General features: G+C 45.1%; 14 protein-coding genes. All 14 read right to left on the reverse strand.

The features are described from left to right. Positions 1-47: 47 nt before the first annotated feature. The 14 genes from M3M36_RS01845 to pdxT all read right to left on the reverse strand — a co-directional run bounded on the left by M3M36_RS01845 (position 48) and on the right by pdxT (position 15416). A complete protein-coding gene (locus tag M3M36_RS01845; RefSeq protein ID WP_252774165.1) occupies positions 48-1754 on the reverse strand; it encodes a DAK2 domain-containing protein in 1707 nt (568 codons plus the stop codon). Between the two features lie 7 nt (positions 1755-1761). Beyond that, positions 1762-2121, reverse strand: a complete 360-nt coding sequence (locus M3M36_RS01850) for an Asp23/Gls24 family envelope stress response protein (RefSeq protein WP_252774166.1) — start codon at positions 2119-2121, stop codon at positions 1762-1764. A gap of 208 nt (positions 2122-2329) precedes the next feature. Then, a complete protein-coding gene (gene rpmB, locus M3M36_RS01855) occupies positions 2330-2530 on the reverse strand; it encodes a 50S ribosomal protein L28 (RefSeq protein WP_252774167.1) in 201 nt (66 codons plus the stop codon). 411 nt (positions 2531-2941) lie between these two features. Next, a complete protein-coding gene (trxA, locus tag M3M36_RS01860) occupies positions 2942-3259 on the reverse strand; it encodes a thioredoxin (RefSeq protein ID WP_047974340.1) in 318 nt (105 codons plus the stop codon). Beyond that, a complete protein-coding gene (locus M3M36_RS01865) occupies positions 3260-3934 on the reverse strand; it encodes a thiamine diphosphokinase (protein ID WP_252774168.1) in 675 nt (224 codons plus the stop codon). A gap of 82 nt (positions 3935-4016) precedes the next feature. Next, positions 4017-4673, reverse strand: a complete 657-nt coding sequence (gene rpe / locus M3M36_RS01870) for a ribulose-phosphate 3-epimerase (protein ID WP_252774169.1) — start codon at positions 4671-4673, stop codon at positions 4017-4019. Positions 4674-4738: 65 nt separating this feature from the next. Then, positions 4739-5644 (reverse strand): ribosome small subunit-dependent GTPase A, encoded by a 906-nt coding sequence (gene rsgA, locus M3M36_RS01875; protein ID WP_252774170.1) that lies wholly within the window; start codon positions 5642-5644, stop codon positions 4739-4741. 157 nt (positions 5645-5801) lie between these two features. Then, complete coding sequence (gene pknB, locus M3M36_RS01880) at positions 5802-7673, reverse strand: Stk1 family PASTA domain-containing Ser/Thr kinase (protein WP_252774171.1); 1872 nt, start codon at positions 7671-7673, stop codon at positions 5802-5804. Then, on the reverse strand, positions 7673-8533 hold the full coding sequence (locus M3M36_RS01885) for a PP2C family protein-serine/threonine phosphatase (RefSeq protein ID WP_252774172.1): 861 nt from the start codon (positions 8531-8533) through the stop codon (positions 7673-7675). The genes pknB and M3M36_RS01885 overlap by 1 nt, the downstream gene beginning before the upstream one ends. A 5-nt stretch (positions 8534-8538) precedes the next feature. Next, positions 8539-9885 (reverse strand): 16S rRNA (cytosine(967)-C(5))-methyltransferase RsmB, encoded by a 1347-nt coding sequence (gene rsmB / locus M3M36_RS01890; RefSeq protein WP_252774173.1) that lies wholly within the window; start codon positions 9883-9885, stop codon positions 8539-8541. Then, the gene (gene fmt / locus M3M36_RS01895) at positions 9878-10849 is read right to left on the reverse strand and encodes a methionyl-tRNA formyltransferase (protein ID WP_252774174.1); all 972 of its coding nucleotides are present in this window, start codon (positions 10847-10849) and stop codon (positions 9878-9880) included. Before fmt ends, rsmB begins: the two co-directional genes overlap by 8 nt. Before the next feature lie 151 nt (positions 10850-11000). Further along, on the reverse strand, positions 11001-13424 hold the full coding sequence (priA, locus tag M3M36_RS01900) for a primosomal protein N' (protein WP_252774175.1): 2424 nt from the start codon (positions 13422-13424) through the stop codon (positions 11001-11003). 95 nt (positions 13425-13519) lie between these two features. Next, positions 13520-14635 (reverse strand): AAA family ATPase, encoded by a 1116-nt coding sequence (locus tag M3M36_RS01905; protein ID WP_252774176.1) that lies wholly within the window; start codon positions 14633-14635, stop codon positions 13520-13522. A gap of 223 nt (positions 14636-14858) precedes the next feature. After that, positions 14859-15416 carry a pyridoxal 5'-phosphate synthase glutaminase subunit PdxT gene (gene pdxT, locus M3M36_RS01910; RefSeq protein WP_252774177.1) on the reverse strand — a complete coding sequence of 186 codons (558 nt, stop codon included), beginning with the start codon at positions 15414-15416 and terminating at the stop codon, positions 14859-14861. Positions 15417-15426: the final 10 nt, after the last annotated feature.

Consider the following 15426-nt stretch of genomic DNA (forward strand, 5'->3'; position numbering starts at 1 on the left):
AAACGCCGACTAATTGCTATGGTCGGCGTTTTTTACGTTAAATAATTTTATTCAACAGATAGCAAGAATGGATAAAGGTCCTGACCACCGTCATGAACTTCGCATTCCAAGTCTTCATCAAGGTCATCAACTGCTTCGGTCAAAGCCTTGATATCTTTCTTTTTTGCATCCTTACCAGTAATGATCGTGACAATTTCACTATCATCGTCTAACATCTTCGCTAAAGTATCCTTGGCTGTTTCCACTAACTTTTGGCCAACGACAACGATTTCGCCATCAACCATTCCTAGCCAATCACCTTTTTTAATGGTTTGACCATGCAACGTTGTATCACGAACCGAATGAGTAATCTGGCCAGAAACAACTGTTGCTAACTGTTCAGTCATGGCTGCTTGATTATCCGTTACCGAAACCGTCGGGTTGTAGCCCAACATTGCTGTTAAGCCTTGCTGAATCGTCCGTGACTTCACTACTTCAACCGGCACATCAACCAAGTCTTTCGCCTGGTCAGCCGCCAAGAAAATATTCGAGTTATTTGGCAAAATGATTGCTGCCTTTGCTTGTGACTTTTCAATGGCTTCGACAAAATCAGCCGTTGAAGGATTCATTGTTTGACCACCGGTAATCACCTGGTACACGCCCAAAGAATCAAATAATTGTGCTACGCCATCACCAGCTGCTACTGCAAAAACCGCTACATCAGGGGCCGGCTTTTGTTCTTGTGTAACCTGTTGGTTCTTTCGGTCTTCTTTTTCTTGTTCATCGATGACGGCCTGCTGTTGATCACGCATGTTATCAACCTTGACCTTGACCAATGAGCCAAATTCACCACCCCAATGAATAATCGCACCGGGATCCTCAGTATGAACGTGAACCTTGACAACATCTTCGTCATTGATGACCAAGAGTGAATCACCCTTGTCAGCGATGTAATCATAAAAAGTTTGGTAGTCGAATGGCTTTTCAACCGTTGTTCCCTTACCAATTTCAACCATGACCTCCGTACAGTAACCGTACTGAATGTCTTCTGGCCGTAATGATTCATTTGCTTGGGCACCCGCATGCAACTTTGAAACCATCTGATCAAGTTCGGCGTTATCAGGCGTCTGTAAATTTTCTTCTGAAATTGTACCCGAAATTACTTCAGCAAAAGCTGACAAAACCAAAACAAGACCCTGGCCACCAGAGTCGACTACACCAACTTCTTTCAAAACAGGCAAAAGGTCAGGTGTCTTGTCTAAAGCCACTTGAGCAGCGTGGGCGACCTGATCCATCATCGTTGGTAAATCAGCACCAGCATTGGCCGCTTGATCAGCAGCAGCCGCAGATTCACGAATTACCGTTAAGATAGTACCTTCTGTTGGCTTCATCACTGATTTATAAGCGACTTGAGCAGCCATCATCAAAGCATCGGCCAAATCTCGGGCTGAAAGGTTATCCTGATCAGCCAAAGAATCGGCCATGCCGCGGAATATTTGTGACAAGATCACGCCAGAATTACCACGAGCCCCCATTAAAAGGCCTTTCGCTGTGGCCTTGGCTAAGGCCCCAACCGTTTCTTCCTGGGCATCACGCTCGTATTGCGCACCTGAAGCCATTGACATGGCCATATTGGTCCCTGTATCTCCGTCAGGAACGGGAAAAACGTTTAACTTGTTAATGTTCTCCGCATTCGCAGTCAACTTGGCCGCGGCGGCATTGACCATCTTGCCATAATCGGCAGCAGTGATAGTCATTATTTTTTCTGCAGTCATCTTCTTTTTAATCCTTGGTTTCAATTCCTTGGACAATCACGTTAACTTCGGGTACATGAATTCCCAAATAACTATCCAAATAATACTTGACTTTGCGTTGAACCGACGTGGAAATCTCTGCTAACTTCATGCCATAACGCACAACAATATAAACATCCACAATAACGCCAGCGGCCGTTTGCGAAACAACAACACCGCGACCATAATTTTCCCGGTTCAAAATTTGGTTCATACCATCACGCAAAGTCGCCCGTGAAGCCATGCCAACCACACCAGGGTTGGCAATTGTGGCCCCACCAACAACCGACGCGATTACGTCGTTTTCAATTTTGATTTCACCATTTTGAGTTTGAATCTTAATTGCCATCACGTTGTTGTGGGGCAAAAAACCCCACGTTCCTTTCTGTTTACGATAACCCTATTCTACCATGTTCTAAGAAAAGGTTCTAATCTGCGCACCAGTGGCTTGAGCGTCATTTATCATAATCCCTATCGATGGTAAACATCAGCTGCCAAAAGACTGAGCTTAGTCATCAACAACTGATAATAAAAAAACCACCCTCAAGTGGTGGTTTTTAAACACGTTCAATTAAGCCGTTCTTCAATCCGGCCTTCAAAGTACGTGCCGTTAAGTAAACTTTCTTAGGTGCGGAACCGTTAATCTTAACAGTAACCTTTTGCAAGTTTGGCTTCCAGCTACGACGACTTGAATTCAAGGCGTGTGAACGTTGATTACCAAAACGGGTGCGTGCACCAGTAATTGCATCTTTTGCCATGTCTGACCCTCCTATCCGAGCCGAGGTATTGTTCATGCTCTTCTTATCAACAATACAATATTTTACCAGAATAAAAGGCCTTTAGCAAGAGCAGAAGTCAATTTAACCATCGGTTCAACCTCAAATTCAAAAGCAATTCGCTCTATACGTGCCTTTTACCCACTTTTTATCTAGAAAATTACTTATACTAAAGCTTTTCCCTAGTCCATAATAACGAATTCCAGCACTAAAGGCAAAGCAAATTATAAACTTTGCTGATTTATATTCGACCAATCTGTACAAAATCACTATGTTAGTAAAATTTGCTTGCAACAAAACTCTTTGCCCCAACTCATAGGCTCATCAGCAAAAAATATAAAAAGGTGCCGACACAATTATTGCCGCCACCTCTATCAAAATCAATTTTTACAATTATGCGTACTTTTGCAAAATTTGAGCTAATTGCTCCTTGTTATGGAAACCGGTAATCCGTTCAACGGCTTGACCATCCTTTGTCACGACCAAAGTTGGAATTGCACGAATACCGAAGTTTGCAGCAGTTTCCTTGTTTTCATCAACATCAACTTTATAAAAGTTAATATTCTTAGTAGCATCTTCATCAGACAAAGCATCTAAAACGGGTGATTGCATCTTGCAAGGACCACACCAAGTTGCCCAAAAATCCGTAATGGCAACGCCAGTGGCGGTTTCTTTTTCGAAATTTGCATCAGTAATTGCTGTTACAGCCATTTACTTACCTCCATCTTTACTCTGAGTAACGATCATGATTCCACTGTCAAAAGACAAGTGGACCAATTCATCAATAAATTCATTTGATGACCACATTATAGCCTTACTTTCTTTCTGTGTCAAGGTATACTTCGCATCAATGATTTCCAAATTATCAACTATACCCAATGGCATAAAGCCTAGATATTTCATACCTTTAATGTGCTGAACCACCTTTTCCCCAGGCAACAAATAAGAAACAACATTCTGCTGATCAACCAGGGCAACCCGTTCCACTAAATTTGGCAAATCAATCTCTTGTGCCAATTCAGTAAAGCCAGCCATTGCTGGAAAAGTTAAATTAGCTAAAAGATGGTCGAGACGGCCACCAGTTGCTCCATAAACTCTGATTTCATCTGCACCGAGACTAGCTGCAGCCTTGATGGCTAGCTGCGTATCAGTAAAGTCTTTTTCCGGAGGAAAACGATAGACATGGTTAGCTTCCAAATGACTGGTAACTTCCTCAAACTCATCTTTTGTCAAAGAATCAAAGTCGCCAACCACCGTTTGAAAGTCCATTCCAGCCTGCATTAAGTACCAAGCGCCACGATCAGCACCCAACCACTGCCCTTCTTGCTCAAAAATATCATCAGGCCAAAATTCAGTCGGACCCCCAGCTAAGATATTAATTCGCATTCAATTACCCTTTCTTTTCGAAAAAAGCCAAGCAAAAATTTGCTTAGCCCATTTTAGATTATTATTTAATAAACTGTCTGTTTTACTTAGTTAAATCCAGCAACTTAGCAACTTTAGCAGCTGGATCCTTCTTATCGTAGACATATGAACCAGCAACGAAAACATTTGCACCGGCAGCGGCCGTCAAAGCAATCGTTTTATCGTTAATGCCACCATCAACTTCGATATCGTAGTCCAAACCATTATCTTGCTTATAAATAGACAATTCCTTAATCTTTTCAACCATTTCTGGCAAGAAGGCCTGACCGCCAAAACCAGGATTAACCGTCATTACTAAGACCTGGTCGACCATTGTTAAGACAGGAATAATAGCTGACACCGGTGTTCCGGGATTAATCACCACCTCTGCCTTCACACCAGCAGCTTTAATCATTTGTAAAACACGGTGAATATGTGGCGTCGATTCCACGTGAACTCCAATTAAGTCAGCACCAGCCTCAGCCAATTCTTCAACATGGTTTTCTGGGTGGACAGCCATCAAATGGACATCCAAGAACAAATCAGTTTGCGGGCGTAATTGCTTTACCCAAGCTGGACCATAAGCCATCGATGGAACAAATGAACCGTCCATCAAGTCGATGTGCAAATACTTTGCACCAGCCTTTTCCACCAAGGCGACATCTGCGCCTAACTTGGTGACATCCGCACTCAAAATTGATGGAGCAATAATTCCTGCCATGTTTTCCTCTTTTCCTCAGCGCTCGGCATGTTGAGAATTCATTGCCAAATTAGCAATCATCCCCTTTACTGACGCCATTTTTGGCTCGTCTTTTGATAGACTGGCCGTTTCCCTTTAATAATTTGATAAAACAGTTCGTAACTATTATACCGTGCTTGTGAAATACTGCCAAGGGCAACCCCCTCTTTCACCGCACAACCAGGTTCATTGATGTGCGAGCAAGTCCGAAAGCGGCACTGGCCACTGACCGCTTTTATCTCAGGAAAGTAATTTCCTAATTCTTCAACCGGAAAGTCAAAGACTTCATAGGATGAAAATCCTGGCGTGTCAGCAATCAAAGCCTCAAAAGCTGGGACTAAAATTAACGAAACTTGTCGAGTTGTATGTTTTCCACGCGAGAGCGCTTTTGAAACAACCCCCGTCTCTAACTGCAATTCTGGTGCCAAAGTGTTTAGTAGCGTTGATTTACCCGCTCCTGTTTGACCCATCGCCACCACAACCTGTTTTTTCAAAATTGGCTGGAAAGCGGCAGCAACATCATCATCGGAGGCGATGACATCATAACCAATCGCACGATATTCGGCTAAGGTTGCCTCAAAATCTTGTCGATCAGTCGAATCGAGCAAGTCCATCTTGGAAAAATAGAGGACAGGTTTCACGAAAGCGGCCTCAAGCGCTACCAATTGCCGATCCAACAAATTTTGAGAAAAGGCTGGTTCAACAACCGAAGTCACAACAATGGCTAAATCAACATTAGCAATGGGTGGTCGCACCAAAGCATTTTTCCGATCATGTAACGCCCAAATAAAACCCTCGCCGTTTTCCGATTCAAAATCAGCAAAATCGCCGACTAGGGGGCGGTGGTTTTTTTGACGAAATTGTCCGCGCGCTCGCGTGCGTTCAACAACCCCATCATCCATCATGATGTCATAGTAACCGGCCAACGACCGAATAATCCGTCCTGTTTTCATACGCTTAGTATAGCATATTTTTAAAAATTCCAGTGAACACCACAAACCAAATTCTAACAAAAAAAGAAAAACATCAAATTTATGTTAAGTTTGATTTTTAATCAAAAAAGCCACTAAAAAGCGGCTTTTTATCATCACTGTTATGCCAAAATTCAAGCTAATGGTTATTGGACGAAGGTGATGAGGAGGAACTCGAGGACGAAGACGAAGAAGAGTTCGATGAATTATTATTCGAATCATTACTATTATTGTTGCTATTCGTACTATTTTCCTGGCCAGCAGAAATCGTCAAGGTTAGCGTTTTATCGGAAGTAATCTGCGAACCAGCTGGTATATCTTGGGCAATTACCTGACCACTTGTTTGGCTAGAATTTGTAAAGTTAAAACTGAGCTGAATCCGGTTCGAATTTGCCCAGTTCATTGCATCACTTTGGTTCTTACCAACCAGGTTTGGCACTTGAACCTTACTTGGACCAGTTGAAACCGTTAAAGTGATTGTCGTTGAACTAGGATCAACAGCGGTAAAGGCCGCAGCCGATTGGGAAATGACTTCCCCACTCGGAACATCAGAACTAGCTTGGCTTTTTCGCTTAACGGTGAAGCCTTGACCACTTAGCTGCGCCGCTGCTTCGCCATAGCTCCAACCACTATAGTCGGCTAGAGTGACCTTATTCGCACCAGAGGAAACCACCAAAGAAACGGAAGTTCCCTTTTTTAGGTAGGCGCCCGATCCAGGTTTCGTCTTCATCACTTGGCCACTAGTAACCGTCTTGGACGACGCATAAGTTGGACCGGACACCGTCAATCCAGCATCAGAAAGCTTGCTTTCAGCTTGGTTTACAGACATATTGGTGACATCCGGCATAGTGACATAGTTATTTTTAAAATAACTTGCCCCACCAAAGCTAGCCAACAACAAGACTAGCATTACTAAGGAAACAACCCACTTTTTGGCCGACTTGTACTTAACACCATTTTTGGACAAAACCTGACGAACAAACTTTGGCATCCGATCAACTTGCATGGCAATTTCTTTGATCGACATTCCCTGCTTAGCATAATCAATAATTTGATCAGTGACCGATTTTCCTTCTTCGGGATCTTTTAAAATATCAGGGTCAGCCACATAGGGGCGATCTGCTAAATCAGTATCAACTAAACGCGTCTCATCAGAGGTTTCTGGCACGTACCGACTCTCTTTGGAGCGTCTTTTCGACAACGAAGTTTTAAGGTCAGCGGCCATATCTTCAGCCGAAAAATAGCGGTCTACTGGATTTTTAGCAGTTGCCCGCAAAATAACATTTTCTAATGGCTGGGGAACCTGGCTATCAAAATCGCGCACAAAAGGCATTGGCATGTTCCCATGCTTATAAGCCACTTGTTCTGGCGTATCACCTTGATAAGGCACTTGGTTCGTCAACAGTTCATACAAAATAACACCCAGCGCATAAATATCGGACTGGGCAGAGGCATGCTGACCGATGGGCAGTTCCGGCGCCAGGTAATGAATTGAGCCGATCACCGTGTGTACCTGAGTCAACGACTCTGATTTTTTGGCCGTTGCAATCCCAAAATCGGTAATCTTCACTTGCCCTTGTCGATCAATCAAGATGTTTTGTGGTTTCAAATCACGATGAATAATACCAGCACGATGGGCAGCTGCCACTGCATCCAAGATTTGTTCCATGATATCAACAACCTTGTGATAAGGGATTGGAAAATGCGCCTGCGTGTAATCCTTCAAATCCATCCCATCGACATATTCCATCACCAAATAAGAAGAGCCATCAAACTCACCGGCATCATAAACCTGGACAATATGGTCGTTGACCAAAGCTGTTGCTGCTTTTGCCTCACGTTGAAAGCGTTCAACAGCGTCTGGTTGGTCCTTGATGTCCAATCGAATCATCTTCAACGTAACATCACGGTTTAAATAAGTGTCAAAAGCTTGGTAGACATTGGCCATGCCACCACCACCCAGAGGGTGCACTACACGGTAGCGGTGATCAATCATCGTTCCTTGTTCCATTAGTTTTGCCTCCCTGTTTGTTGTGGCATTTCTTGGTCAGTATCTGATTGTTGACGAACATCGGCATACGCCTTGGCCGCCATTTGTTGATTTGGATTCGTTAAATCTGTCACCAGCAATGCCGTAATATTATCCGGTGCCTGGCGCGCATTGGCCGCCTTCATTAGCGCCCGGATTCGTTCGGTTAGGTCTAAGACAGACCCCAATGGCGGCTCATTTCCTGGCCGGTGGCGTCCTGGTTGGAGCAATTTGACCTGGTCTTCAATTGAAAGAATCTTGGCCAGACCATCGGAGGTCAAATAAAGCCAATCATCTTTTTTAGGGACAAAAGTTGTCCATTCAAGGTCAACTTTTTGATTGACCCCCAAATAGCGGGTTAAAGAATTGGCTTCGGGTAGGCTTTCATCATAAATTTGACCACTATCCCGCTTAATTTCATTCCGCAGGGTGTGATCAAAAGTCAACAATTCAGCCTTTTTCCCCCGCAAGAAATAAGCCCGAGAATCACCTGCATTTGCAACTAAAATTTTTCCCGGCAAGCAAGCAGCCAAAACCACTGTTGTCGCCATATTGTTAACCCGAGGATTTTTTTGTCCTGCTAACAAAATAGCGCGATTGGCCAAGGCGGCTTGATGCACCAACCAGGCCTTCACACTTTCTGGATCGGTCATGTTCCTTTTTTGCCAAGCAGTACCAAGGGTTTCCACCACAATTTGGCTGGCCTGCTTAGAACCCGGATTAGAGGCAACACCATCAGCGACAACCACTAAGGCTTCGCCTGATTGATTATAAAAGGCGCCCACTGCGTCTTGATTATCGACCCGAGTAGGGCCTTTTTCGCTGATATAAGCAATTGCCATCGTATCTAATCCTTCCTTTGAAGGGTAGCTACGAAAAAGCCGTCCGTTTCGTAGTCATCTGGATAGATTTTCAACACATCCTCTACCCGATCATCCTTCAACTTTTTATCGGTTGGTGTCTTCAACAAGGTAAAATCAGGATTTTCAGCTAAAAAGCGTTCAATCACGCCATCGTTTTCCTGATTTAAAATCGTACAAGTACTATAAACCAAACGGCCGCCTGGCGCTAATCGCTTTGCGGTCGCATTTAAAATCGAAAGCTGTAAGTCAGCGAGGTGCAAAACATCTTCAAGCGACTTTTCATAGCGAATTTCTGGTTTCCGTCGCAAGAGCCCTAAGCCAGAACAAGGTGCATCGACCAAAATTCGATCAAAGTCTTGGTCCAACTTTTCTGGCACCTGTCGAGCATCCAAAGCTTTTGCCTCAACCCGGTCAGCTAAACCAAGGCGTTTCGCATTGGCTTTAATCAACTTAACCTTGTGATCGTGGATATCTAAGGCCAAAACTTTGGCATCCCCCGATAAATACTGGGCAATCTGGGTCGTCTTGCCACCAGGAGCAGCCGCCGCATCCAAAACCAAATGAACGGATTCATCAATGGCTAGTGCCTCAACCGGCAACATGGCGGATTCATCTTGAATCGTAATCAGACCTTCAATAAAGGCTTTAGAAGAAGCCACATGACCACCAGTGACGACTAGTGCATCGGCAGCCACAGCGGAATCTGAAACAAAGAGACCTTCGGTCACCAAACTTGCCTTTGCATCAGCAATCGTTGTCTTCGCCGTATTAACTCGGACAGACTGGGCCGGTGCTTCATTCAAAGAGGCCAAAATACTCTTGGTCTTATCTTCCCCGACTTGATCCAATAAGGCTTTCACCAGCCAAACGGGTAACGAATAGGAAATCGATAAACGTTCGATTGGATCTGCAATTTTACTTTCATCAAGAAGACCCGTGCGGTCCATATTATGCAAAATAGCCGTGACAAACTTGGCTGTCCCAGCATTTCCAAGGGTCTTAGCCACTTCAATGCTTTCGTTGAAAATGGCATGCTTAGGAATTTTGTCTAGTTTATGCCATTGGAACAATGCCGTCAAGAGCAATTCCTTGACCCATGGTTCTAATTTTTTCCCTTTCACAAAGGGGGCCAACCAGTACTCCAACAATAAGCGGTACTGAATAGTCCCATAAACGAGCGTGGTCAAAAGCCCCTTATCAACTGCTTTAAGCTGATGGCTCTTGATCACCTGGTTCAACTGTAGGTTGGAATACGCACCGTTTTTAATTTTAGCTAGGGTAACAACCGCTAGTAAACGGGGACTTTGACTACTTTTTACTTGATTAGGCATTAACTTCCTCAACGGTGACCCACTGGTCGCCCACTGCATATTTTTGACCGGCACCATTCAAATAGGCGGTAACGGCCATCACACTCTTGCCGGCTGGCTGCAGACTCTCTATTGCTAACTGCGTGCCATCAGCGGCCGCAATCACCAGGTGTTTCTTATCTTTTTTGGTAATCACGCCCGGATTCGCTGCTGTTTTTTCAGCCAAGGGGGTCGTCTCCACCAGCTTAAAACGTTCACCGCCAACCACGGCATGGGCCGGATGAGTTGGATACAAAGCACGAATATGGCAATTTAACTGTTCAGCAGTCTCTTTTTCAAAGTCTAGGTTTTGCTGATTACGACTGATATTTGGTGAAAAGCTGACCTGGTCAGGGTCTTGAGGTTTTGCTTGGGCTGTTCCGGCTGCCAATTTTGGTAAATTAGCCAAAACTAACGGTGCCGCAACAGCACTCAACTTATCAAACATGGTCCCAACATTATCGGTTGCCTCAATCGGTACCTTGACCACATCAATCACATCACCAGCATCCATTTTCTTGACCATGTACATCAATGAGACGCCGGTTTCTCGGTCACCATTCATGATTGCGTAATGAACTGGTGCACCACCACGGTACTTTGGCAGCAAGGAAGCATGGGCGTTTACCGCCGCTACCTTGGCCGCCTCCAGTAACTTTTCTGGCAGAAATTGTCCAAAAGCAGCCGTTACGATAAAATCAGGTGCCAGCTTTATCAACTCAGCCATTTCAGCTGATCCACTGATTTTTTCTGGCTGCAAGACTGGTAAAGCATGGGCTAAGGCAGCCGTCTTTACCGGACTTGGGGTCAACTTTTGCTTACGCCCCTGTGGGCGATCCGGCTGAGTCACCACAGCCAAAACATCATATTGGGGATCAGCCACTAAGACCTCTAAAATTGGGACAGCAAATTGGGGTGTTCCCATAAAGACAACGCGATTGGTCATTAACTTCCTCACTAGTTCTGCCGACCAGAATGCCGGCACTTTCATTTATTATAACAAATTCAATCAAAAGACTCATTGACGCTAGCAAAATGCCGATTAAGCACGGTTTATATGGCAGCAAAGCGCCTTACCAAGCCCACCTGTCTCCTCCTTACATAAAGGTAACTGGGTCACGCTTGACCGAAAGTTGGAAGCCGGCTTTAGCCTTTTGTGACCGGTCAACCAAGTCACGCAGCAAGGAATCTGCCTCATGGGGCTTCTTCAGTTTGAGCAGAATCTGGAAATAGTAGCGTCCCTTTAGCTTGGCGATGGCTTGGGGTGATGGCCCCAGCATCAAAACATCCTCTGGCAACTTTTTTCTCAACCAAAGACCGATTTTGGCACTCTGGACCGCCACCAGGTTTTCATCAGGGTGTGAACTCTGAATCTGAATCGTGTAGTAGTAGGGTGGAAATTCACCCGCATGGCGGATAGCCATTTCTTGCCGGTAAAAGCCTTCGTAATCATGGTGCTTTGCAAATGTCAGCGCGTAATGCTTGGGATTAAACGTTTGAATCACAACCTCTCCCGCCCGATTACCTCGACCGGCTCGGCCGGCAACCTGGGTAAGGAGTTCAAAGGTTTTTTCACTAGCACGAAAATCAGGTAAGCCCAGACCCGTATCGGCATTTAAAACGCCAACTAGCGTAACATCCTCAAAGTCCAAGCCTTTGGCTACCATTTGTGTCCCCAACAAAATTTGTGCTTTTTTAGCTCCAAAATCAGCCAAGGCTTGCGCCATGGCCCCCTTCTTCTTGGTGGTATCCTGGTCCAAGCGAATGACCGGGTATTCCGGGAGCACACGGCCCAATTCTTCTTGGACCTTCTCAGTCCCTGTGCCATAGTAGCGGATGCGCTTGGACCCGCAATTTGGACAAATATGTGGGATTGGTGCTTGGAAGTCACAGTAATGACACTTAAGGGTTTTCGTATCCATGTGCAGAGTCATGGCCAAGTTACAATTGGGGTCTTTAGGTACGTAGCCACAATCCCGGCACATTACAAAGGATGAAAAGCCGCGCCGGTTCAGTAACAAAACCGCTTGTTCCCCACGAGCCAAATGATCTTTCAACTTTTCCAAGAGTTCGGTTGAAAAATTGGTATCCCCTTTTTGAACAACTGTCTGTCGCATATCAACAATCTTAACCGGTGGCAACGTGGCCGCTGCCGCAGCCCGTTTTGTTAGCGTCAGCAACCGATAAACACCTTTTTGTGCTCGTGCCCGGCTTTCCAGTGAAGGCGTTGCCGAACCTAAAACAACGGGCGCCTGATGATAGGCACCACGCCACAGGGCCACATCACGGGCAGAATAATGCGGATTTTCACTCTGACTATAGGAAGTTTCATGTTCCTCATCAACGATAATCAAGCCTAAATGAGAAAGTGGTGCAAAGACCGCTGACCGGGCCCCAACCACCACCTTGACCTGACCGGATTGAATTCGCCGCCATTCATCATAGCGTTCCCCGGCAGACAAAGCAGAATGAAGGACCGCAGTTGCATCCCCAAAACGGTCGGCCACCCGTTTTTGCATTTGCGGCGTCAATGCGATTTCGGGAACTAAGAAAAGAACTTGTTTCCCCTGGTCAATCGCCTTTTGCGCTGCCTGGAGGTAAACCTCGGTCTTCCCAGAACCGGTAATCCCCTCAAGCAAAAAGGTCGTCTTTTCCTTGGACGTAATGGCTGCCGTCACGGCATCGTAGGCTTTCTGCTGATCTTCATTTAACACCTTAACCGCTTCAATTTTACCAGAGGCCATCGCTCCTGGACGCCTTTTTTGCTCAACCTGGCGCTTCACCAACCAACCATTTTTAACACCCGTCGTCAATGTTGCCGCAGCAACGTCCACTTGAGCCAACCAATCGCGCTTCGTAAAGGTTTCACCAAGGTGGTCCAGGCAAAAAGCCAACAAAGTAGCCTGACTTTTAGCTGATTGACGCAGCGTTTCTTTCGCATGATCCAATCGGTCCTGGTCACTGGTTACCTGATAGGCCAGTTCCGTTTTAATCCGGCCCTTATTTTCAATCACCGTTTCAATTGATAATTGACCTGCGGCCGCTAGCTGGCGTATCCGCCGCCATTCCTTAGCCGAAAAGTCTTTGGTTTTGACCAAGCGCTCCACTTGACCATCGAAGTAAGCCAGGCGGTCGGCGGGCAACAAGTCTGAATGGGCCCGTAAGCGTTTTTTATAAGATGCCTTTAGAGCGGTTGGCAACATCAGGGCCAAAAAAGAGACTTGGAATGAAAAATTAGTTTGCGCCAATTCATCGGACAAAGCCAGCATTTCCTGGTTGAGAACCGGATGGTCATCCAAGACAGTCAAAATATCCTTAACTTGGTCAACGGCTAAATCAGTTGGCAAGTCAACATCAGTTTTTAACACATAACCCAAAACCGAACGGTGACCAAAGGCGACCAAAACACGCACACCGGGTTGCACTGCAGCTTGAATTTCATCAGGAATTAAATAAGTATACGGCCGATTCGTTTGCTGGGTGGGAACATCCACCACCACCTGTGCATACCTGAGTGCCATCGCGGGTCACCTCCTCTTCTGTCATGTTTTCAATCGTTTACTAGCAATCAATAAAGCTGGAATAAAAAAGACCCGAAACGTTCAGGGCCCTTGTTTTAAACCTTGGTCAAATTGATGCCAACTTTATCTTCAATAATTTCCAAAGCCTGCATATAACGGGCATAATAGCCTGCCGGATCATCGGGTCCTCCCCGACGATCCAAGGCCACTGCCAAGTCAGCATAGCCATAATCCGCAATCACCTGCCAGAGGTGACGGTCAAATTCGGCACTTTCAATTGGATCTGCGCCGTTCAAAACAGCTACCGTTGGTGGAATGACCAAAATTAGGTCTAATTTTTCTTCATGAATGGTATTCTCAAATAGTGGTAACAATTGGGCCAAATCAGCTTTGGGTAACCACTCTCTTGCTTCCACCATGGTCACCATCGCATCTGTATCAAAGAAAGTCAAGCCGTTATTGGCCGGCGAATTAATCTCGGCCGAATTAGCATCATATTGTCCTTGAATAATCCGTGAATAATCCTTTAAAAGTAATTCACTATCAAAGACATTTGACTTTTCCTGGTAAGTTCGTGAAAACTCTACCGAAAAAGGCGAATTCGATGTTCGCGCTAAGCGCCTGGTTAAAGTTGATTTACCCGTTTGTGGTGCCCCAACGACCAAAATCTTTTTAGCAAAATGGCGCCGAAAAACACGGTTAATAAAGTCCCAGTTGCCTAGGGGGTCCTTACGAACAGCTGTTGCCGACACCTTCAAAATGGTCCGATCCATTAATGAAACACGAAAATGCCCATCTTTTGGCAACATCTTTTCGAGCATTTCCTTATATTCTGCTTCACCTGTATATAGCGTAATCTGTGCCTCAGGGTTCACAATATTTCGGCGAATCGTTGCGGTCAACCGGTCTGTCCATTCCTGCCAACCATTAGGCATCTGAGGGATATCATCTTCATTGATGTAATCAACCTTGATGTTGTCTTCATCATTGAAGGACTCCCGTAAGTAACGGAACCGCTTTTCAACCGGCAAACCGATTTGATCCCCACGATCACCTGTGTAACCAGAAGTAATCACAACGACCCCATCATTCAGGGCTGCGGCCTTATAAATTTCGGCTTGGTGCCCAATGTGCATCGGTGCCAAGGTTCCAAAAAAAACCCCAATTCGGTCACCTGTTAAGTTTGCTTTAACTAAGTTTTTTTTGACCATCAGTCTTCCTAACATCTATTTTATCAAACACTTCACTGGCAAAATCAGCCAGTGCATACTAATTTTATTATACCAAAGATGGTCAAGGGAGAAATAGAAAGGCAATTTTATCGACATTTCATCCACTCATTCACCCTCTTTAACCTAAAACATCAAAAAAGACAACATCGGCCTACAGACCATTGCTGTCTCTTGAATTTATCGTATCGTTTATTGATTTTAATCAAACTGATGCGCTGACCATCTCCGAGAAAAGTTGATGTAACCGAGGGTCATCAGACAGTTCCGGGTGAAATGACGTTGCCAAAATATTACCATGTTTAACGGCAATAATCCGATCGCCATCAATCTTTGCCAATACTTCAACGTCAGCTGCAACCTGCTTTAAGTATGGAGCTCTGATAAAGATACCGGGAAATGGCTGATCAAAACCGGCTACATCGATATTAGCCTGGAAGCTATCTTTCTGCCGGCCAAAACCATTCCGCTCCACTTCACCTTTAATACCGGCTAAGGCATCTGGGCGGGATAAGAGTACCAAACCAGCACAGGTTCCAAAAATTGGCAGTCCTGACGCTACTTTTTCCTGCAGAGGCTTTAATAAAGCAAATTTGAGCAACAAGTTCATCATTGTTGTACTCTCACCCCCAGGAATAATTAGACCATCAACCTGGTTTAAATCTTCTTCTGAGAGAACCTTTTTCCCTGCTACACCAGACTGGGCAAGCATGTTGATATGCTCGTCAACAGCACCTTGTAAATCTAAAACACCAATTACCATCTGCTCGTCC

Origin of the sequence: Fructobacillus americanaquae (genome assembly GCF_024029775.1) — a bacterium.
GTDB classification, from domain to species: domain Bacteria; phylum Bacillota; class Bacilli; order Lactobacillales; family Lactobacillaceae; genus Fructobacillus; species Fructobacillus americanaquae.